Source organism: Streptomyces sp. CA-146814, from assembly GCF_050942385.1.
Classification (GTDB): domain Bacteria; phylum Actinomycetota; class Actinomycetes; order Streptomycetales; family Streptomycetaceae; genus Streptomyces.
Map to the genome: position 1 here is coordinate 1,824,617 of NZ_CP192068.1, position 19,065 is coordinate 1,843,681.

Annotated in this window: 19 protein-coding genes and 1 other RNA gene; 11 read left to right on the forward strand and 9 right to left on the reverse strand. The window is 73.4% G+C overall.

From position 1 onward, the window contains the following. The first annotated feature begins 20 nt into the window (after positions 1-20). The 3 genes from ACQP09_RS08100 to ACQP09_RS08110 all read left to right on the forward strand — a co-directional run bounded on the left by ACQP09_RS08100 (position 21) and on the right by ACQP09_RS08110 (position 2,383). On the forward strand, positions 21-776 hold the full coding sequence (locus ACQP09_RS08100; protein WP_433397132.1) for an SDR family oxidoreductase: 756 nt from the start codon (positions 21-23) through the stop codon (positions 774-776). Positions 777-943: 167 nt separating this feature from the next. Further along, positions 944-1,423, forward strand: coding sequence for a lamin tail domain-containing protein (locus ACQP09_RS08105; RefSeq protein WP_404057395.1), 480 nt, complete (start codon positions 944-946; stop codon positions 1,421-1,423). A gap of 105 nt (positions 1,424-1,528) precedes the next feature. Continuing rightward, positions 1,529-2,383 (forward strand): PhzF family phenazine biosynthesis protein, encoded by an 855-nt coding sequence (locus ACQP09_RS08110; protein WP_433397134.1) that lies wholly within the window; start codon positions 1,529-1,531, stop codon positions 2,381-2,383. Between the two features lie 65 nt (positions 2,384-2,448). Here ACQP09_RS08110 and ACQP09_RS08115 read toward each other — a convergent pair whose 3' ends face one another. Further along, positions 2,449-3,615: a hypothetical protein gene (locus ACQP09_RS08115; protein WP_433397135.1), complete on the reverse strand. Its 1,167-nt coding sequence runs from the start codon at positions 3,613-3,615 to the stop codon at positions 2,449-2,451. A 97-nt stretch (positions 3,616-3,712) separates the two neighbouring features. On the opposite strand from ACQP09_RS08115, the gene ACQP09_RS08120 reads away from it, so the two are divergent. The 3 genes from ACQP09_RS08120 (at position 3,713) to ACQP09_RS08130 (ending at position 5,932) form a co-directional block, all read left to right on the forward strand. Then, on the forward strand, positions 3,713-4,426 hold the full coding sequence (locus ACQP09_RS08120) for a GNAT family N-acetyltransferase (protein WP_433397136.1): 714 nt from the start codon (positions 3,713-3,715) through the stop codon (positions 4,424-4,426). Between the two features lie 76 nt (positions 4,427-4,502). Next, a complete protein-coding gene (locus ACQP09_RS08125) occupies positions 4,503-5,405 on the forward strand; it encodes a glycosyltransferase family 2 protein (protein ID WP_433397138.1) in 903 nt (300 codons plus the stop codon). Between the two features lie 119 nt (positions 5,406-5,524). Next, entirely contained in the window at positions 5,525-5,932 is a 408-nt protein-coding gene (locus ACQP09_RS08130; protein WP_433397140.1) for a hypothetical protein, read from the forward strand. A gap of 33 nt (positions 5,933-5,965) precedes the next feature. Here ACQP09_RS08130 and rnpB read toward each other — a convergent pair. Together rnpB and ACQP09_RS08140 are read right to left on the reverse strand one after the other, a co-directional pair. Beyond that, positions 5,966-6,376, reverse strand: an RNA gene (gene rnpB / locus ACQP09_RS08135) — RNase P RNA component class A. A 39-nt stretch (positions 6,377-6,415) separates the two neighbouring features. Next, the gene (locus ACQP09_RS08140) at positions 6,416-6,985 is read right to left on the reverse strand and encodes a Uma2 family endonuclease (RefSeq protein ID WP_319173532.1); all 570 of its coding nucleotides are present in this window, start codon (positions 6,983-6,985) and stop codon (positions 6,416-6,418) included. Positions 6,986-7,158: 173 nt separating this feature from the next. Here ACQP09_RS08140 and ACQP09_RS08145 point away from each other — a divergent pair, with 173 nt between their 5' ends. Then, positions 7,159-7,914: a MerR family transcriptional regulator gene (locus ACQP09_RS08145; RefSeq protein ID WP_433397142.1), complete on the forward strand. Its 756-nt coding sequence runs from the start codon at positions 7,159-7,161 to the stop codon at positions 7,912-7,914. Further along, entirely contained in the window at positions 7,911-8,840 is a 930-nt protein-coding gene (locus tag ACQP09_RS08150) for a hypothetical protein (RefSeq protein ID WP_433397144.1), read from the forward strand. Before ACQP09_RS08145 ends, ACQP09_RS08150 begins: the two co-directional genes overlap by 4 nt. Here the strand turns inward: ACQP09_RS08150 and ACQP09_RS08155 are convergent. After that, positions 8,791-10,233 (reverse strand): RNB domain-containing ribonuclease, encoded by a 1,443-nt coding sequence (locus tag ACQP09_RS08155; RefSeq protein WP_433397145.1) that lies wholly within the window; start codon positions 10,231-10,233, stop codon positions 8,791-8,793. The two genes, ACQP09_RS08150 and ACQP09_RS08155, sit on opposite strands and share 50 nt — an antisense overlap. Positions 10,234-10,429: 196 nt before the next feature. Between ACQP09_RS08155 and yaaA the strand changes: the two genes are divergently transcribed. After that, positions 10,430-11,230 (forward strand): peroxide stress protein YaaA, encoded by an 801-nt coding sequence (gene yaaA, locus ACQP09_RS08160; protein WP_433397147.1) that lies wholly within the window; start codon positions 10,430-10,432, stop codon positions 11,228-11,230. Between the two features lie 111 nt (positions 11,231-11,341). Next, a complete protein-coding gene (eda, locus tag ACQP09_RS08165) occupies positions 11,342-12,001 on the forward strand; it encodes a bifunctional 4-hydroxy-2-oxoglutarate aldolase/2-dehydro-3-deoxy-phosphogluconate aldolase (RefSeq protein WP_433397149.1) in 660 nt (219 codons plus the stop codon). A 33-nt stretch (positions 12,002-12,034) separates the two neighbouring features. Here eda and ACQP09_RS08170 read toward each other — a convergent pair whose 3' ends face one another. The 3 genes from ACQP09_RS08170 to ACQP09_RS08180 are packed head-to-tail and all read right to left on the reverse strand — an operon-like array spanning position 12,035 to position 14,996. After that, positions 12,035-13,420, reverse strand: coding sequence for a bifunctional RNase H/acid phosphatase (locus ACQP09_RS08170; protein ID WP_433397151.1), 1,386 nt, complete (start codon positions 13,418-13,420; stop codon positions 12,035-12,037). Then, the gene (locus tag ACQP09_RS08175) at positions 13,420-14,163 is read right to left on the reverse strand and encodes a zinc ribbon domain-containing protein (protein WP_404058663.1); all 744 of its coding nucleotides are present in this window, start codon (positions 14,161-14,163) and stop codon (positions 13,420-13,422) included. Before ACQP09_RS08175 ends, ACQP09_RS08170 begins: the two co-directional genes overlap by 1 nt. Further along, positions 14,160-14,996, reverse strand: a complete 837-nt coding sequence (locus tag ACQP09_RS08180; protein ID WP_433397153.1) for a Nif3-like dinuclear metal center hexameric protein — start codon at positions 14,994-14,996, stop codon at positions 14,160-14,162. The genes ACQP09_RS08175 and ACQP09_RS08180 overlap by 4 nt, the downstream gene beginning before the upstream one ends. Positions 14,997-15,276: 280 nt before the next feature. Between ACQP09_RS08180 and ACQP09_RS08185 the strand changes: the two genes are divergently transcribed. Beyond that, the gene (locus ACQP09_RS08185) at positions 15,277-16,611 is read left to right on the forward strand and encodes a hypothetical protein (RefSeq protein ID WP_433397154.1); all 1,335 of its coding nucleotides are present in this window, start codon (positions 15,277-15,279) and stop codon (positions 16,609-16,611) included. Positions 16,612-16,965: 354 nt separating this feature from the next. On the opposite strand, the gene ACQP09_RS08190 is transcribed toward ACQP09_RS08185, so the two are convergent. Next, positions 16,966-17,913, reverse strand: a complete 948-nt coding sequence (locus ACQP09_RS08190; RefSeq protein ID WP_433397155.1) for a 3-oxoacyl-ACP reductase — start codon at positions 17,911-17,913, stop codon at positions 16,966-16,968. A gap of 34 nt (positions 17,914-17,947) precedes the next feature. Beyond that, complete coding sequence (locus ACQP09_RS08195; protein WP_433397157.1) at positions 17,948-19,024, reverse strand: Zn-dependent alcohol dehydrogenase; 1,077 nt, start codon at positions 19,022-19,024, stop codon at positions 17,948-17,950. Positions 19,025-19,065: the final 41 nt, after the last annotated feature.

The window sequence follows — 19,065 nt, forward strand, 5'->3', positions numbered from 1 at the left end:
CTCCCGTACGCTCCCGGGCCATGAACACTGATCGAAAAGTCGCCGTCGTCACGGGTGCGGGTTCAGGGATCGGGCGGGCCGTCGCGCTCGCCCTCGCGGGCGCGGGGTGGTCGCTCGCGCTGGCCGGGCGGCGGGCGGAGCCGCTGGCGGAGACGGCCGCCGCGGCCGGAGCCCCGGACGCGCTGTGCGTCACCACGGACGTCACCGACGAGGACGAGGTGGCCGCGCTCTTCACCGCCGTACGGGAGCGGTTCGGCCGGCTGGACCTGCTGTTCAACAACGCGGGCACGTTCGGGCCGGGCGGCGTGCCGGTGGAGGAGCTCGCGGCGGCGGACTGGCGGGCGGTGGTGGACGTGAACCTGACGGGGGCGTTCCTCTGCGCGCAGGCGGCGTACCGGCTGATGAAGGAGCAGGATCCGCAGGGCGGCCGGATCATCAACAACGGCTCGATCTCCGCCCACGCGCCGCGCCCGGACTCGGTGGCGTACACCGCGACCAAGCACGCGATCACCGGGCTGACGAAGTCGCTGTCGCTGGACGGCCGCCCGTACCGGATCGCCTGCGGTCAGATCGACATCGGCAACGCGGCGACCGAGATGACCGAGCGGATGCGGACCGGCATCCGCCAGGCGAACGGGGAGCTGGCGGTGGAGCCGGTGATGGCGGCGGCCGATGTGGCGCGGACGGTGGTGCACATGGCGGAGCTGCCGCTGGAGGCGAACATCCCGTTCCTGACGGTGATGGCGACGAACATGCCGTACGTGGGACGGGGCTGAGGAGGCTGGACCGCCGTGCCGGGCTCCCGGAGTGACCGTTTCTGTCCGAAGTTGCCGCCGGGCGACCGACTTTGCGGATTTCGTTACTCCTGGGAGAGCAAGCGCGTACTCACCGTATGATCGCATCTCGTTACGCCTTCACCAGAACGACACAGAAGGAACACCGCATGCGCATACGCACCGCTGCGCCGATCGCCCTGGCCGCCGCCACCGCACTGGCCGGCTCGCTCCTCGCCACGGCGGCTCCGGCCACGGCGGCCGCCCACCAGGGCGGGCTGCACTTCGGCACCATCCAGTACGACGGCCCCGGCAAGGACGACCGGTCGAACAAGTCCCTGAACGCCGAGTGGGTGAACATCCACAACAACAGCAAGAAGAAGGTCCAGCTCAAGGGCTACCAGGTGAAGGACAACACCGGCTTCACCTACACCTTCGGCAGCTACGCCATCGGCGCGGGCAAGACCGTCAAGCTCCGCACCGGCAAGGGCAAGAACGTCTCGGGCACCGTGCACTGGAACCGGGGCTCGTACGTCTGGAACAACACCGGCGACAAGGCCCGGCTGATCAAGCCGAACGGCAAGCTCCAGGACTCCTGCTCCTGGCCGAAGTCGACGCCGAAGAACAAGGGCGTCAAGAACTGCCACTGACGCTCACCGTGCTGGTGGGGCTGCCGCGGTTCGGGGGGACCGCGGCAGCCGTACGGCGAGGAGCCGGGCGGGAATGCCGGGAGCGGCGGCAGGGTTGGCCCCCTCATGACACCTGATCGCGGTCCCGAGGTCCTGCGCTACACCGCCTTCTCCGCCGACCCGGAGGGCGGAAACCCGGCCGGGGTCGTCCTGGACGCGTCGGGTCTGGACGAGGAGCGGATGCTCGCCGTCGCGGCGGAGCTGGGCTACAGCGAGACGGCGTTCCTCACGGAGCGGACCGGCGAAGGCGCTTACACGATCCGGTACTTCAGCCCGAAGGCCGAGGTGCCGTTCTGCGGCCACGCCACGGTCGCCACGGCCGTCGCGCTGGCGGAACGGGACGGTCCGGGCGCGCTGGAGTTCGCGACGGCCGCCGGTACGGTGCCGGTCACCGTGGTCCGGGAGGCCGGCGAGCTGCGCGCCACCCTGACCAGCGTGGCCCCGCACGTCGAAGAGGCCTCCCCGGCCGACCTGGCGGAGGCGCTGGCGGCCCTGGACTGGCCGGCCGCCGACCTCGACCCGGCCCTGCCGCCCCGGATCGCCTACGCGGGCGCCCGCCACCTGGTGCTGGCCGCCGCCACGCGTGAGCGGCTCGCGGACCTCCGTTACGACTTCGCCCGGCTGGAGGCGCTGATGCGCCGGCTGGACCTGACGACGCTGCAGCTGGTGTGGCGCGAGGCGCCGGAGGTCTTCCACGTGAGGGACCCGTTCCCGGTGGGCGGGGTGGTGGAGGACCCGGCGACGGGAGCGGCGGCGGCCGCGTTCGGCGCGTACGTACGGGAGTTGGGCCTCGTCCCGGAGACGGCCACGCTCACCCTCCACCAGGGCGCGGACCTGGGCCGCCCCGGCACGCTCACGGTGGAGCTGCGCGCCGGGGACGACCGGGTGCGGGTCAGCGGAACGGGCACGAGGATCGGCTGAGGCGTACGGAACGGGCCGGGGCGTGTCCGGCGGACCGGGTCGAGGTCCGCCGGACACGCCCCGGGTCAGCCGGTGAGCTCCTTGGCCGGGGAGACATGGGCGAACCAGCGCTCCGTCTCCTCGGCTTCGAGGGCGCGCTCCAGGATGAGGTCGCCGCGCATGCCCGGGAAGAAACGGCCCGCGGGCCAGGACCGCCGGTAGGCCGGCTCGTCCAGCACCAGGAGGCGGACGCCGTCGACGAGAGGGATGTCGGCCGGGTTCCCCTCGTTCCAGAGCCGCGCGCCGTCCGGGGCCACCAGTTCGAAGGAGCCGACGGTGTCCACCTGCCCCGGAGTCTCCCGGCAGACGGCGACCTCCTGCGGCGAGGGGGCGTAACCCTGCACATGGCCGCCGCCTATGAGGGCGTCGGCGAGCAGGGTGTGCAGCTGGAAGTTGTCGCCGATACCGAAGAACCGCAGGGCGTAGCCGGTACCGCTCGGCCGGTGGAGGGCGACGAGGGGTTCGCCGTCCAGCACCTGGAGGGCGTAGCCGAGGGACCGGAACTGCTGACCGGAGGCGTGCTCCACGGCGGCGAGGAGGCGCAGGAGCGCGTGGCGGCTGCTGGGGGCCTCGGCGCGTACGGCCTGATCGTCCGGGCCGCCGCGTACGGCCTGCTCGTCCGGCTCGCCGCGTACGGCCTGATCGTCCGGGCGGCCGCGGGCTTCGGCGCGTACGGCCTGGTGGGCGGCCTCTTCGTCCGGGCCGCCGAGACCGGCGCGTACCGCCCGGTGGTTCAGCAGCGCGACGGCCGCCATCTCCCACTGGCGCAGCGTCCACCAGCCGACCGCCGCCTCGAACCCCGCCCGCTCGACGGTCTCCGCGCCCGGCTCACCGGCGTCCGGCTCCGGAAACGCCCCGCCGCCGGTCGCCGCCCACGCCTCCGCGAACGCCGCGGCCCCTTCGGCCGCCGCCCGCAGCCCGGCCAGTACGCCAGGGGCGCAGCGCTCGGCATCCGCGCCGCGCTCGACGCAGGCCCCGACGAGGACCGCGACGACGGCACGCGGCCCGGGCGGAACCTGCTCCAGTACGGCGGCCAGGCGCGGTCCGCCGGCCAGCAGCTCCGCCTCCTTGGCCTGCCCGAAGGTCTCCTGCAACCGGACGAACGCCTTGCCGGACCGTTTCGCGTCCTGGGCCACCACCGCGGCCTCGAAGTCCGCGACCGCTCCCCCGAACCCGGCCTTGCTGAATATCATTCCAGCACTTTATCGACGTGCCGCCGGGGGCTGTGCGGCCGGTCGAGCTCCGGCGGGCCGAGGGGCGGAACCGCGCCGATCGCGGGAGGATACGGGCATGGCTGACCGCAAGCCTGACGCCACGTCCGAGCCCGCCCCCGACACGACGTCCGGCACGACCTCCGGGTCCGACGCGAACGCGAGCGCGGACGCGAAGACGGACCCGGAGGCGGGCACGGACCCCCGGCCCGGCCCCGAACCGCTGACCGTCCCGAGCATGTCCGCGGGCCCGGACTTCGTGCTGCGCCCGTGGGAGATGAGCGATCTGCCGCTGGTCCGCGAGGCCGCGCAGGACCCGTACATCCCGCTCATCTCGACGATCCCGCCCCGCTACTCGGACGTGGCCGCCGAGGCCTTCGTCCGCAGGCAGTGGGAGCGGGCGGCGACGGGCGCCGGGTACCCGTTCGCCATCGTCCGCTCGCGGGACCGGCGGCCGGTGGGCGCCATCGGGCTCTGGCTGCGGGACCTGCCGGAGGGCCGGGCGTCGATCGGGTACTGGATGGTCGCCTCCGGCCGTGGCCAGGGCGTGACCCGCGCCGCGCTCCGTACGGTGACGGGCTGGGCCCTGCGCGACCTCCGCGTCCCGCGCCTCCAGCTCTTCATCGAACCGTGGAACACCGCCTCCGCCCGGATCGCGGTGGACGTCGGGTACCGGCACGAGGGGCTGCTGCGCGGCTGGCAGCAGGTGGGCGACGAGCGCCGGGACATGGCCGTGTACGGGCTCCTGAACAGCGACGGGCCCGTGGATGGCCGGGCGGTAACCTCGAACTGAACACCGAGGCGTTACGATCGCGGGCACCGCCGCCGACCAGCAGCCGCACGGCAGCCGAGCTCCAGGAGTACCGAACTTGTCCGCACCACGCATCGGCGTATCCATCGTGACCATGGGCGACCGCCCGCAGGCGGTCGAGGCGCTGCTGGCGTCGGTCGCGATGCAGGACGTCCGGCCCACCCGGCTCGTGATCATCGGCAACGGCACGGAGCTCCCGGACTACGCCGCCACCCCCGGCCTGGCGGATCTCGACGGCGGGGTGACCACCATCGAGCTGCCGGAGAACCTGGGCTGCCCGGGCGGCCGGAACGAGGGGCTGCGCCGGCTCGCCGAGATCGGTGACGTGGACGTGGTGATCGAGCTGGACGACGACGGTCTCCTGGTCGACAAGGACGTCTTCCGCCGGGTCCGGGACCACTTCGCCGCCGACGACCGGCTGGGCATCGTCGGCTTCCGGATCGCCGACGAGACCGGCGAGACGCAGCGGCGGCACGTGCCGCGACTGCGGGCGGGCGACCCGATGCGCGGCGGCGAGGTCACCGCCTTCCTCGGCGGCGGCCATGCCTTCTCCATGAAGATGCTGGAGCGGACGGGCCTGTGGCCGGCGGAGTTCTTCTTCACGCACGAGGAGACGGACCTCGCCTGGCGCGCGCTGGACGCCGGCTGGAAGGTGCTGTACGAGCCGGAGCTGCTGCTCCAGCACCCGAAGACGAGCCCGGCCCGGCACGCGGTCTACTACCGGATGACGGCCCGCAACCGCGTCTGGCTCGCCCGCCGCAACCTGCCCCTCCCCCTGGTCCCGGCCTACCTCTCCACCTGGACCCTCCTCACCCTGGCCCGCACCCGCGACCCGAAGGGCCTGCGCGCCTGGGCCGGCGGCTTCGCCGAGGGCGTCCGCACCCCGTGCGGCGAACGGCGCCCGATGCGCTGGTCGACGGTATGGCGGATGACGAGGCTGGGCCGCCCGCCGGTCATCTGACCCGCTACGCCGACGGGCTCGTGGCGGCCTTGAGGCCCGTCCACGATTGCTGGTCTACTACGGCGGTGTGGGCCCCGGGCGCGAGAGAGGGCCGGGGGTCCAGGGGGAGGAAGGTCGCGATGAGCTGGTTCTGGTGGATTCTCATCCTGTTCTGGACCGGCGGCTTCGCCTGGGCCGCCGACACCGTCCGCACCGCCCTGCGCAACCGCCACGAACGGAAGCTGGAACTGCTGGAGGCCGCGAAGCAGGAGCGGCTCGCGCTGGAGGCCGCGCACAAGTCGCCGGAGCCGGTCTGCGGCTGCACCCACCACCTCGCCAAGCACGACAGGCGGGGCCGGTGCCATGAACAGGTCGAGGTCCCGACGGCCTGGGACGAGAACAAGAAGCCGCTGCGTTACGAGGCCGGGCAGTGCACCTGCCAGCAGTACGTGGGTCCGCAGCCGCTCTCCCAGGTGTACGCGGAAGAACTGACGGACCGCTGGCCGACGGACCCGCCGACGGAGGAGAAAGGGCCCCCGCCCAAGTGAGACACCTGGTCGGAGGCCCTTGTCGCTCACCGGCAGACGAGTCGCGCTGTACGCCGGGTTCTGTCTCCCGATCGCCTCGCGGCGGCCGGGGAGACGGCCATCCATCTAGGGCCGGCATTGCTGCCGGCCTCGTGCGGTCTACCCGTGAACTCGGGCGAGCAGCCCTCGAACGTTCACGCAGGGCCACTCCATCTCTGGAACGACCCCTCTTGACCTTGCTCCGGGTGGGGTTTACCTAGCCGCCTGAGTCACCTCAGGCGCTGGTGGTCTCTTACACCACCGTTTCACCCTTACCCGGGACCGAAGTCCCGGGCGGTCTGTTTTCTGTGGCACTGTCCCGCGGGTCACCCCGGGTGGCCGTTAGCCACCACCCTGCTCTGTGGAGCCCGGACGTTCCTCGGGAGGAGTCCCGAAGGATCCTCACGCGGCCGTCCGCACGGCTCGTCTGCCGTATCCGCCATCCTACCGGGCCGTATCGGCAGCTCAGCCGAAGTCCCCGGTCTCCAGATCGAAGGCGAAGGGCTCGGGGAGCGGGAGCGGCTTGCCGTACGGGATGGTGAGGTGCTGGCGGTAGTCGGCGTCCTCCGGGTCGCTGAACAGGGTCACCGAGCCCGCGTCGCGGTCGATGAGCAAATAGAGCGGGATGCCGCCGCGGGCGTAGCAGCGGCGCTTGGCCTCGCGGTCGGCCTGGGGCTTGGTGGAGGTCACCTCGACGACGAGGGCGACGCCTTCGCAGGGCATCCAGGGGTCGGCGCCGCGGAACAGTCTCAGGTCAAGAGGGGCGAAGGTGCCGTCGGGGATGGCGTGGTTCTTCGGGCAGCCGCCGCCGCTGCGAAGCTTCAGGCCCTTGTTCCCGGAGAACTGCATGCGCGTACGGGCGCGTCTGGCGACTTGGTCCACGATCAGCCCGATGTAGTCCTCGTGGTCCCCGTCCGGCGGCGGCGTCACGACAATCTCCCCCTCGATCAGTTCCGCCCGGAAGCCTTCCGGTGTGTCCAGGGCCAGGAAGCCTTCCAGAAGGACTTCCGCCTGCGTGAGCGGCTCGTGCGCCATGGCAGTCATGTCACGCCCCTTCCTCGGTCGCTCGCCAGACTGGGACATCGGGGGACCAGCCGTCCGTGAGATGGGAGTTCTTCCCCCGATCGTGGCACAAGTCCACGGGCAGAGGGCGGAGGCGGCCGAACCGCGCTTGACCTTGCCGCAGCGTCAGGGTTTCTACTGGCCGCATGCGTATCGGAGAGATCGCCGCGCTCGTCGGAGTCACCTCCCGGGCCGTTCGGCACTACCACCACATCGGGATGCTGCCCGAGCCCGGTCGGCGGGCCAACGGGTATCGGGCCTACACCGTCCGCGATGCCGTGCTGCTGGCCCGGATCCGGCGGCTGACCGAGATCGGGCTCTCGCTGGACGAGGTGCGGGACGTGCTGGCGGATGACGAGGGGCGGGAGCTGGTCGAGGTGCTCGGGGAGCTGGACGCGGATCTGGCGCGGCAGGAGCGGGAGATCCGGGAGCGGCGGGAGGTGCTGGCGGCGTTGTTGGAGGCGCCGCTCACCTCGGACGGGCCGCTCTCGCCCGCCTTGGCCGCGCTCCTGGAGAGTGCGCCCGCCGGCGGGTCGCCGGCCGCGGCGAAGGACCGGGAGCATCTGGCCTTGCTGGACACGGCGGGCGGTGGGGCCGGGGCCGAGCTGTACGCGGCGTTGCGGCCGCTGGCCGAGGAGCCCGGTGTCGGCGCGCTGTACGAGCGGCTGGACGAGCTGGCCGGGGCCGGGGTGGACGATCCGCGGATCGCGCCCCTGGCGGCCGAGCTGGTGGCCGCCGTACCGGACGAGGTCCTGGCGGTGATCCCGGACGGGGAGCCGTCGCCGACGGGGTTCGGGCGGGTGCTGCTGGAGGACTATCCGCCCGCGCAGCGCGAGGTGGTGCGCCGGGTGATGGAAGCGCTGGCCGTCCGGGTCCGCGCGACGCGAGGGAGGTCGGAGTGAGAGTGACAGCTCTGCGGGCGGCTCGGGCCGCCCTGTGGGTGGTGCTGCTGCCCGCCGAACTGGCGCTGGTGGTCTGCCTGCTGGGAGGCGTACGGATCACCGGTGCGGTCCTGCTGGCGGCCGAGGCGCTCGTCGTGTGCGTGCTCGCGCTGGAGGCCGCCGTGATGTGGCCGCTGTACACGGCACGGCGGCGGACCGGCGACCCGCGGCGGGCGGCCGCGCTGGCGGCGGTGCGTGCCGTGGTGCCGGTGGCGGTGCGGCGGCTGATGATGCACGAGCTGCGGGCGCTGCACAGTCTGGGGGTGTGGGCCGTACGCCGTCGGCACCGGATCCCCGAGGGCGCGCTGCCCTTCTCGTACACCGAGCCGCAGACAGGGACCATGTGGGCGTTCTTCTTCGCCTCCGTCCTGGAGACCGTGGTGCTGGCCCTGGTGATCCCCTGGCCGCTGGTCCACCTGATCCTGCTCGTGGTCGGCGTGTACGGGACGGTGCTCATCGTCGCCCTGCACGCGGCCTGCGTGACCCGGCCGCATGTGGTGGGGGCCGACGGTTCGCTGCGGCTGCGCTACGGCGCCCTGTTCGACCTGCCGGTGCCCGCCTCGCTCATCACCGCCGCGCGGGTGGAGCGGCGCTACGACGGCGGCGGGCTCGTGCGGGTCGGTGAGGACGGGGTCCTGGACCTGGCGGTGGGGAGCCAGACGACGGTGACCGTGGAGCTGGCGGAGCCGGTGGAGTTCGTCCGGCCGCTCGGGCGGCGCGGGAGCGCGCGTACGCTCCGGTTCCATGCCGACGATGCTCGGGCGGCCGTCGCCGCGCTCGGGCGGAAGCCGGTCACGCGGGAGCCGGTCGGGCCGAAGCAGGTCAGGCGGCAGCCGGTCACGCCGGAGCGAACAGCACCGTCTTCGACGCCGGGCCCGCCCGCGTGAGCCGGACCCGCAACCGCTCGCCGAGCGGGAGCGGAGCCGTACCGCCCTCGATCCGGCCCACGATCGCCGGGTCCCGGAGGTGGACCGTGCCGGTGGCCGGGTTCCGGTCCCCGACATCGACCACGTACGCGTCGAACAGCTCACCCACCCGCCCCTCCAGCAGCGCCGCCTCCACCAGGTCGACGCAGGCCCGCTCCACGGTGTTCGCGCGGCGCGTCCCCTCGGCCATCTCCTTCGGGAGGGCGGGGAGGGCCTCCCGTACCCACTCCGGAGGTTCCCTCTCCGCGGTGGCCGCCAGGCAGAGCTCGGAGGCGTACCGGTCGACGAGGCGGCGCAGCGGCGCGGTGCAGTGCGTGTAGAGGTCGGCGACGGCCGCGTGCACGGCGGGGTCGGGGAGTTCGCCGTGGTCGAAGGTGGTGTATCCGGCGCCGCGCAGCAGGGTGGTGCACTCCTGGAGGAACGCCGCGTGGTGGGAGAGTTCCGGGTCCAGGGAGCGGACGACCTCCGCGTACGGGACGTGGTGCGGCCAGTCGATGCGCAGGGCGCGGGCGGAGCACCGCAGCCGGGCGACGGCACCGTCCGGGGCGATCGGCAGGGTGCGGAGGACGCCGGTGCCGGTCTCGGCCATGAGGTGGGCGGCGGCGATGCCGGTGAGAAGTGAGACCTGCGCGTTCCAGGCCTCGGCGGGGAGCGGGGCACGGTAGACGAGGCCGTACGAGCCGTCGTGCTCGGTGATCTCCTGTTCGGGGACGTCGAGCGAGATGCCGCCGCGGGCCCGTTCCTGTTCCTCGCGCAGCCGGCCGATGTCGCGGAGCAGGGCGAGGGGCTCCTCGGCGGTGCCCGCGTCGATCTGCCGCTGCACACCCGCGTAGTCGAGCTTCGCGCGGCTGCGGACCAGGGCCCGGCGTACGTCGGTGGCGACCGTTCGCCCGTCGCTGTCCAGGTCGATCCGCCAGAGCGCGGCCGGGCGGGTTGCGCCGGGGAGGAGGCTGGCGGCGCCCTCGGAGAGGACCGTGGGGTGGAGGGGGATCCGGCCGTCGGGGAAGTAGAGCGTGGTGACCCGGCGGTGGGCCTCGGCGTCGAGCGCGCCGCCGGGGCGGACGAAGGCGGCGACGTCCGCGATGGCGTAGTGCACCCGGTAGCCGCGCCCCCGGCGCTTCAGGTGCATCGCCTGGTCCAGGTCGGTGGAGGCGGGTGGGTCGATGGTGAGGAAGGGCAGGTCCGTGGCGTCCTCGTGGGCCGACAGGTCCGCGTCCCGGACGGCCGCCTCCGCCTCGGCCATAGCCGCGGCCGGGAAGTCGGCGGGCAGGTCGAGCTCGGTACGCAGGTCGCGCAGCGCGGCCCCGAGCGAGCAGTCGGCCGCTCCGGTCATACGCAGATGGCGGCGGGGCATGGACCGAGCGTAGGCGGGGATGGGGCGGGCGGCATCCGGGGATCGTCACGGGGCGGGGGCCCGATACCCCGTGGCGCGTGCCGGGGCCCCGGCACCGTACAAGAAGCCCGTCCCCGCCCCCGTACCCTTGCCGAGGACCCCGGAGTGCCCGCACGCCCGCCGGGACCGCTCGTCGTGCGTATGAAGGAGAACCGCCGTGCTCGTGCTGTTGCCGCCCTCCGAAGGAAAGGCCGCTTCGGGGCGCGGGGCTCCGCTGAAGCCGGAGTCGCTGTCGCTGCCGGGGCTCTCCGAGGCACGGGCGGCGGTGCTGGAGGAGCTGGTCGAGCTCTGTCAGGCGGACGAGGAGAAGGCCCGCGAAGTGCTCGGGCTGAGCGTGGGGCTGCGCGGCGAGGTCGGGAAGAACGCCGAGCTGCGGACCGCCGGGACCCGGCCGGCCGGAGAGCTGTACACCGGTGTCCTGTACGACGCCCTCGGCCTGGCCTCCCTGGACGCGGACGCCCGCCGGCGCGCGGCGAAGTCGCTGCTGGTCTTCTCCGGGCTCTGGGGCGCGGTCCGGATCGGCGACCGGATTCCGCCGTACCGCTGCTCGATGGGCGTGAAGCTCCCGGGTCTCGGCGCGCTCGGCGCGTACTGGCGTACGCCCATGGAGGCGGTCATGCCCGAGGCCGCCGGGAACGGGCTCGTCCTGGATCTGCGGTCCTCGGCGTACGCGGCGGCGTGGAAGCCGAAGGGTGAGGTGGCCGCGCGGACGGCGAGTGTCCGGGTGCTCCAGTCGCAGATCGTGGACGGCGTGGAGAAGCGGTCCGTCGTCAGCCACTTCAACAAGGCGACCAAGGGGCGGATGGTCCGGGATCTGCTGTCGGCGGGGGCTCGGCCCAAGGATCCGGCCGAACTGGTGGATGCGTTGCGGGATCTCGGGTACGTGGTGGAGGCCGAGGCCCCCGCGCGCGCCGGGCGGCCGTGGTCGCTCGATGTGGTGGTGACGGAGATCCACTGAGTTGCTGAGTTGTGGTGGGCGACGGAGATCCACCTGAGACGCACCTGGTCGCATTGCGTCCTCCGCAACGGGCGTTGCAGATACCGCTCGTGGCGCGGCAGGATGGGGCCCATGACCTCCTCCCCCGCTTCGCCGCCGCCCGCCGCTCCCTCCGACACCTCCGTCCTGGACCTCGCCCCCGTCGTCCCCGTCGTCGTCCTGCATGACGTGGCGGACGCCGTGCCGCTGGCGCGGGCGCTGGTGGCGGGCGGGCTCCCGGCGATCGAGGTGACCCTGCGGACGCCCGCCGCGCTCGACGCCATCCGCGCCGTCGCCGCCGAGGTGCCGGGCGCGGTCGTCGGCGCGGGCACGGTCATCTCGCCGCAGCACGTACGGGACACCGTCGACGCGGGCGCCAGGTTCCTGGTGAGCCCGGGGTGGACGGACGCGGTGCTGGAGGCGATGCGGCAGTCCGGTGTGCCGTTCCTGCCGGGCGTCTCGACCACCTCCGAGGTGGTGGCCCTGCTGGAGCGCGGGGTGAGCGACATGAAGTTCTTCCCGGCCGAGGCCGCGGGCGGCACCGCCTATCTCCAGGCCCTCTCCGCCCCGCTCCCCCAGGCCCGCTTCTGCCCCACCGGAGGCATCTCGCTCGCCTCCGCACCGTCGTACCTCGCGCTGCCGAACGTGGCGTGCGTGGGCGGCAGTTGGATGGTGCCGGGTGACGCGATCGCGGCGAAGGACTGGGACCGGGTGGCCCGGCTCGCGGCGGAGGCGGCGGCGCTCGGGGCGTGAAGCCCCGCCTCCGGTTCGCCGGCCCCCGGCCGCTCAGCGCAGGTGCGAGGTGTCGTTGAGCAGGCGTACGGAGGCGTTGCCGTCCCCGTAGTACGCGACGGTGGAGATCGAGGCCGCCGACAGCTCCATCCGGAACATCGACCGCGCCGGAGCCTCCAGCGCCAGCCGGACCAGCGTCTTGATCGGGGTCACGTGGGTGACGAGCAGGACCGTGCGGCCCGCGTACCGCGCGGTCAGCCGGTCCCGGGCGGCCGCGACCCGCTCGGCGACCTCCGTGAAGCTCTCGCCGCCGCCCGTCGGCGGGGTCTCCGGGTCCGCGAGCCAGGCCGTCAGGTCGTCCCCGTACCGCTCGCGCACCTCGCCGAAGGTCAGCCCCTCCCACGCGCCGAAGTCCGTCTCGCGCAGGCCGTCCTCGATGCGGACGTCCAGGCCGAGGCGGTCGGCGACGGCGGCCGCGGTCTCCCGGCAGCGGCGCAGCGGTGAGCTGACGATCTCCTGGACGGTGCCGAGCGCGGCGAAGTGGACGGCGGCCCGGGCGGCCTGGTCGCGGCCGACCGCGGAGAGTTCGGGGTCGGTGCCGCCGCTTCCGGAGAACCGTTTCTCGGGGGTGAGCAGCGTCTCGCCGTGCCGGAGCAGGACGAAGGTGGCGGGTGCGCCGAGGTCGGGGGCGGCGGCCCAGCCGACCTGGGGGACCGGGGTCGCGGCCACAGCGGTGACGTCGGTGGGCTCGGGGGCCTCGGTGACGTCGGTGGGCTCGGGGGCCTCGGTGACGTCGGTGGGCCCGGGTTCTTCCGCAGCAGCGGCACCGGCGTCGACCTCGAACAGCGTCCCGGTGTCCGACCCGCTCCGCGCCGCCGCCAGTGCCGCCCGCGCCTTCGCCGCTCCCGCCGCCGCGTCGCCGGGCGGGCCCCGGTCGGGCAGCGGGGTGCGGGCGGGGGCGTCCAGTTCGGCGGTGGAGGCGGACGCCTCCCACCGGCGGCCGTCGCGGCCCGCGTCCATCGCCTCGTTGGCGAGCCGGTCCGCGTGCTTGTTCTGCGCGCGCGGGATCCACTCGTACGTGACCGAGGACGGCGGCAGGATCGCGGCGGCGCGGGCCGCCAGCGGCTTCATGTCGGGGTGCTTGATCTTCCAGCGGCCCGACATCTGCTCGACCACCAGCTTGGAGTCCATCCGGACGTGGACCTCCAGGTCCGGCCCGGAGGCCCCCGCGTCCGGCAACAGCGCCTTCGCGGCCGTCAGACCGGCGATCAGGCCCCGGTACTCGGCGACGTTGTTCGTCGCGACGCCGATGTACTCGGCGGCCTCGGCGAGCGTCTCGCCGGTGGCCGCGTCGAGCACGACCGCGCCGTAACCGGCGGGCCCCGGGTTGCCCCGGGAGCCGCCGTCGGCCTCCACCACCAGCCGGCGGGCAGCGCTCATTACAGGCCCGACTCCGAGGTGCGGACCAGGATGCGGTGGCAGTTCTCGCAGCGCAGGACGGTCTCCGGGGACGCGGCCCTCACGTCGCCCACCTCGGCCATGTTCAGCTCCAGGCGGCAGCCTTCGCAGCGGCGCTGGTAGAGGCGGGCGGCGCCGACCCCGCCCTGCTGGGCGCGGAGCTTGTCGTACAGCTTCATCAGGTCGGCGGGGATGACCTCGGCGACGACCTGGCGGTCCTTGGTCACCGTGGCGGCCTCGGCGTCCAGTTCGGCGGTGGCGGCGTCCCGGCGGGCGGTGGCGTCGTCGACCTTGGCCTGGACGGCGGCGACCCGCTGGGTCAGCTCGGCGACCCGCTCCTGGGCGGCCTCGCGGCGCTCCATGATCTCCAGGACGACGTCCTCCAGGTCTCCCTGGCGCTTGGCGAGCGAGGTGATCTCGCGCTGGAGGCTCTCCAGGTCCTTGGGCGAGGAGACCGCGCCGGAGTCCAGGCGCTGCTGGTCGCGGACGGCGCGCTGGCGCACCTGGTCGACGTCCTGCTCGGCCTTGGTCTGCTCGCGGGTGGTGTCGCTCTCCTCGGTGGAGGAGGCGACCAGCAGGTCACGCAGCTGCGCGAGGTCGTTGCTCAGCTGCTCGATCTCGGCGTGCTCCGGCAGCGAGCGGCTCTTGTGGGAGAGCTGCGCGAGACGGGTGTCGAGGGCCTGGACGTCGAGAAGTCGGATCTGGTCGGCGGGCGCGGCGTTCAGTTGGGGGCTCCAGAGGAATGGTGGGTGGTCCAGGGGTCGGTGACCTGCTTCGAGACGTGGACCCGAAGGTCCCATCCGTGGCGGTCGGAAAGCGCGTCGAGCTGCGCGGCGGCCTGCTCGCACCAGGGCCATTCGGTGGCCCAGTGCGCGGCGTCGACCAGGCCGAGCGGCGCGTGCTGCACGGCCTCGGAGGCCGGGTGGTGGCGCAGGTCGGCGGTGAGGAAGGCGTCGGCCCCGGCGGCTCGTACGGCGTCGAAGAGGCTGTCGCCGGAGCCGCCGCTGACGACGACGGTACGGACGAGGGCCTCCGGGTCGCCGGCCAGCCGGATGCCCTGCGCGGTGGCGGGGAGCCGGGCGGCGGCGCGGGCGGCGAAGTCGGCCAGGGTCTCGGGGTGGTCCAGCTCGCAGATCCGGCCGAGTCCGCGCCGCCCGTGGGGGTCGGTGGGGTCCGGTACGAGGGGTCCGGTGACGCGCAGGTCCAGGGCGCCGGCCAGCGCGTCGGAGACGCCGGGGTCGGCGGTGTCGGCGTTGGTGTGCGCGACGTGGAGCGCGACGCCGTGCTTGATGAGCGTGTGGACGACCTTGCCCTTGAAGGTGTCGGCGGCGACCGTCGTCGTCCCGCGCAGATAGAGCGGGTGGTGGGTGACGATCAGCTGGGCGCCGAGCTCCAGGGCCTCGTCGACGATCGCGTGGACCGGATCGACGGCGAACAGCACCCGGTCGACCTCGGCGTCCGGGTCGCCGCAGACCGTGCCGACCGCGTCCCATCCTTCGGCCCGCTCGGGGGGCCAGAGGGCGTCGAGGGCGGCGATGACTTCAGACAGACGGGGCACGGGGGAAAGGCTACCTGTCCGGGCAGGCCCGCCGCCCCTGGCCGCCGGACCTGTACGCCAGGACCGGCGGCCGGACACGCATCGTCACGTCAGCAGGTGGGGCGGGGAGCCCGGGTGGTCGCTCCAGCAGACCGGCGCGGCCGCCGCCGTCAGCAGCACACCCACCCCCCTCACCTCAGGAGAATCCGGGCATCACCACCCTTATGTGTGAAGTGAGGTGGCACGTGTTGTCCGGCAGGAAGTGCGAAAACTAGCTTGCGTAGCCGGAGGTGACGAGCCCATGACTGCCTGTGCCATCGAGGGCGGAACCGCCGGGGCCGCCACGACGGCGGATCCCGGCCCTGAAGAGTCCGGCGAGCCGGAGGAACCCGTCGGGGCGGCGGAGGCTGCCGTGCCGGAGCGGGCCATGGAGGCGGCCGCACCGGAGCGGGCCGCGCAGGCTGCCCCGCCGGAGCGGTCTGCCGCCCCCTGGGCCGAGCCGCCTCCCGCCCCCGCCCCCGGCACCTTCACGCTCACCGCGGACGGCGCGTACGGGGCCCGGCTGACGGCCGCGCCCGTCCCGCCCGGCGGGCAGCGGGCCTGGTACCCGGAGCGCTGGACGCTGGACGGGCCCGAGCCCTACGCCGTACCGCTGCCGCTCCACCAGCCCGAGGAGCCGGACGCGCAGGTGGTGCCGCTCGCCGACGGGCGGGTGCTGATCCGGCGGCGGGTGGCGGACCGGCAGATGTTCTCGCTGCTCTACCCGACCGGGCCCGCCACCGGCGAACTGGCCCTCGGCGCGGTCGAGTGCGACGGGATGACGTTGCTGCCGCCTTCGCCGGACGGCTCCAGCGTGTACGGCCTCTCCCCCGGAGACCACTCCTCGCTGCTGTGGCTGGTGGCCGGCGGCGCCTTCGGGCCGGAGCTGGTCGCGGAGATCCCGGGCCACTGCTCGGGCGGCGTCTGGCTGGACCGGGCGGGCCGGATACTGGCCCTGGACCGGCGGCTGCCGGGCGGCGGGCCGGTGAAGGCGGTCGCCGTGGACCTGGAGCGGAACGGCGAGGTGACCCCGCTGCTCCAGATCACGCCGGAGAGCGACGACCGGCTGCTGCTGGCCGACCCGGACAGCGGGCTGCTGCTGATCCGCTCGAACGCGCCGGGCCACGACCGGCTCGGCTGGGGCGTCCTCGGCAGCTGTCTGCCCGTCCGCTTCCCGGAGTGCCTGCGGCAGGCGGATCTGGCGGTGACGCCGTTCGCCGTACAGCCGGGACAGATGCTGATGCCGGAGAGCTGCGCCGTCGCGCTGCGCATCGACGGGGCGGCGGGGAGCTGGGTGGGGATCTGGCGTCCGCAGGGGCGGCGGCTGCACCAGCTCGCGGCGCCGGAGGGCTGGTCGGCGGGGGCCGGGTACTGGAGCCGGGACGGCGTGCTGCATCTCCCGTACGCGAACGCCTCGACGCCCTGCGGTGTGGCGCTGCTCCACGCGCCGGGCGACGAGGAACCGCCGCCGGGGACGGCCGGAACGGACGGCGATACGAGCGGAACGGAACCGTCCGTCGCCGTCACCCCTCCTGTCGTGTGTAAGCCGGTTCCGTTGGGGCAGGCGCCTCTGCACCGGACGGCGTCACCTGACTGAACTCGGCGCCCGGCCACGCAGCCGCAGAACACGAAAACGTACGTGCGACGTGCGACACAGGTACCAGGTAAGCGATCACAACGGGGTGACTTCCCAGATGTCTGAAGCCCGAACCGACACGACCACGCCGCGCACGCCGGGGGGCGGCGCGGAGGGGGCCGGGACCGGCGGTTCCGGAAAGCACCGAGGGGGTGCGTCGATGGAGAACACGTCGGTGCAGCCGCACGGACGCCACCGCAGGCCCGCCCAGGAGGAATCCCGGGCGGCCTGAGCCGTAGCGCAGCAGCATGAGGTGGGCCCGGGGGCGTACGGCGAACCGCCGTACGCCCCCGGGCCCACCTTCTGTTCTCCTCTTTACTCCCGCTTGAGGCCCAGCACTTCGGCCGCCGCGAAGGTCTCGCCGCGTGGCCGGTCCGCGTAGTACGGGGTGATCAGCTCGTCCAGCTCGGCGAAGGTGAACGTCTCCTTCGCCGCGTCGAACTTGGCCGCCACCTTGGGCCGTTCGACGATCGCGGCCATGCCTCCGTGGACGACGAGCAGCTGCCCGTTGACTCCAGCAGCGGCCGGTGAGGCCAAGTAGCCGACGATCGGCGAGACATGCTCGGGCGCCAGTGCGTCGAGCGTGCCGTCGGCCGGTTCCTGGAAGCCCGCGAAGACGTCCTCGGTCATCCGGGTCCGGGCGCGCGGGCAGATGGCGTTGGCGGTGACGCCGTACTTGGCGAGGGCGAGCGCGGTGGAGGTGGTCAGGCCGACGATCCCGCCTTTGGCCGCCGCGTAGTTGGGCTGTCCGGCGGAGCCCGCGAGGTACGCCTCCGAGGAGGTGTTGACGATCCGCCCGTACACCGGGCCGCCCGACTCCTTGGAGCGGGAGCGCCAGTGGGCGGCGGCGAAGTGCGTCGTGTTGAAGTGGCCCTTGAGGTGGACGCGGATGACCGCGTCCCACTCGTCCTCGCTCATCGAGAAGATCATCCGGTCGCGGAGGATGCCCGCGTTGTTGACGAGGATGTCGAGCTTTCCGTACGTGGAGACCGCCAGCTCCACCAGCTCTCGGGCCTGTTCGTGGTCGGAGACGTCTCCGAGGTGGGCGGTGGCCCGGCCGCCTGCCGCGCGGATCTCGGCGGCGACCTCCTCGGCGGGCGCGGCCGACGCCTCGCCCGATCCGTCGCGGCCGGGCTGCCCGTAGTCGTTGACGACGACGGCCGCGCCGAGCCGGGCCAGCTCCAGCGCCTCGGCGCGGCCGAGACCGCGACCGGCGCCGGTGACGATCGCGGACAGCCCGTCCAGCGGGAGGGGAAGTGACATGGCATTCCTCAACGTCGTTGTTCAGGGCCCGGGTTCAGAGTTCGATGCAGGTACGCAGCGACTCCCCGGTCCGCATCTGGTCCAGCGCGTCGTTGACCTCCTCCAGCCGGACCCGGTGGGTGATCATCGACTCCAGGTCGATCCGGCCCGCCCGCCAGAGCGCGATGGCCCGCTCGTACGAGCGCAGCACGTCCCCGCCGCCGTACATCGACGGCAGGATGCGCTTCTCGTCGAAGAACAGCTCGAACATGTTGACCTGGAAGTGGTCGTCCATCGCTCCGGCGCCGACGACGCAGAGAGTGCCGCCGCGGCGGGTGTGCTCGTAGGCGGTGCGGGCGGTGGCGGACTTGCCGACGACCTCGAAGACGTAGTCGAACCCCTCGCCGCCGGTGATGCGCTGCTTGGCGTCGGCCAGTTCGTCGGGGGCGACGGCCTCGGTGGCGCCGAAGCGGAGGGCGGCCTCGCGGCGGGAGGCGACCGGGTCGACGGCGATGATCTGGGCGGCGCCCTGGACCCGGGCGCCCTGGATGGTGGAGATGCCGACGCCGCCGCAGCCGATCACCGCGACCGACGAACCCGCCTCCACCTTCGCCGTGTTGATGGCCGCGCCGAGGCCGGTGGTGACCCCGCAGCCGATCAGGGCGGCGATGGCGAACGGGACGTCGTCGGGGATCGGCACCGCGCAGCCCGCGCCGACGACGACCTCCTCGGTGAAGGTGCCGGTGCCCGCGAAGCCGAAGACGTCGCCGCCGGGGCGCTTGAAGTTGGGGGTGCCCGCGTTCATGAAGCCGGCCAGGCAGAGCTGGGGCTGGCCGCGCTTGCAGGACGGACAGGCCCGGCAGGCGGGCAGCCAGCAGACGAGGACCCGGTCCCCGGCGTTGAGTCCGCTCACCCCGTCACCGACGTCGATCACCTCGCCCGCGCCCTCGTGGCCGGGGATGAACGGGGCGGGCTGCGGAAGGATGCCGCTCATCGCGGAGACGTCGGAGTGACAGAGGCCGGTGGCCCGGATGCGGAGCTTGACCTTTCCGGGGCCGAACCCCACCGCCTCGACGTCGTCGAGGACTTCCAGCTTCTCCTGGCCTATCTCGTGCAGTACGGCTGCGCGCATGGGTACGGCTCCCCTCGAATCGGCTGCCGAGAATGAGTGCT

Bases quoted from the DNA above. Each gene is read 5' to 3' on its own strand.
- ACQP09_RS08155 (WP_433397145.1), bottom strand. From the start codon at position 10,233: ATGCCCCGCCGCCATCTGCGTATGACCGGAGCGGCCGACTGCTCGCTC.
- ACQP09_RS08185 (WP_433397154.1), top strand. From the start codon at position 15,277: ATGACTGCCTGTGCCATCGAGGGCGGAACCGCCGGGGCCGCCACGACG.
- ACQP09_RS08105 (WP_404057395.1), top strand. From the start codon at position 944: ATGCGCATACGCACCGCTGCGCCGATCGCCCTGGCCGCCGCCACCGCA.
- ACQP09_RS08110 (WP_433397134.1), top strand. From the start codon at position 1,529: ATGACACCTGATCGCGGTCCCGAGGTCCTGCGCTACACCGCCTTCTCC.
- ACQP09_RS08130 (WP_433397140.1), top strand. From the start codon at position 5,525: ATGAGCTGGTTCTGGTGGATTCTCATCCTGTTCTGGACCGGCGGCTTC.
- eda (WP_433397149.1), top strand. From the start codon at position 11,342: ATGACCTCCTCCCCCGCTTCGCCGCCGCCCGCCGCTCCCTCCGACACC.
- ACQP09_RS08120 (WP_433397136.1), top strand. From the start codon at position 3,713: ATGGCTGACCGCAAGCCTGACGCCACGTCCGAGCCCGCCCCCGACACG.
- ACQP09_RS08195 (WP_433397157.1), bottom strand. From the start codon at position 19,024: ATGCGCGCAGCCGTACTGCACGAGATAGGCCAGGAGAAGCTGGAAGTC.
- ACQP09_RS08145 (WP_433397142.1), top strand. From the start codon at position 7,159: ATGCGTATCGGAGAGATCGCCGCGCTCGTCGGAGTCACCTCCCGGGCC.
- ACQP09_RS08115 (WP_433397135.1), bottom strand. From the start codon at position 3,615: ATGATATTCAGCAAGGCCGGGTTCGGGGGAGCGGTCGCGGACTTCGAG.
- ACQP09_RS08190 (WP_433397155.1), bottom strand. From the start codon at position 17,913: ATGTCACTTCCCCTCCCGCTGGACGGGCTGTCCGCGATCGTCACCGGC.
- ACQP09_RS08140 (WP_319173532.1), bottom strand. From the start codon at position 6,985: ATGGCGCACGAGCCGCTCACGCAGGCGGAAGTCCTTCTGGAAGGCTTC.
- ACQP09_RS08100 (WP_433397132.1), top strand. From the start codon at position 21: ATGAACACTGATCGAAAAGTCGCCGTCGTCACGGGTGCGGGTTCAGGG.
- ACQP09_RS08170 (WP_433397151.1), bottom strand. From the start codon at position 13,420: ATGAGCGCTGCCCGCCGGCTGGTGGTGGAGGCCGACGGCGGCTCCCGG.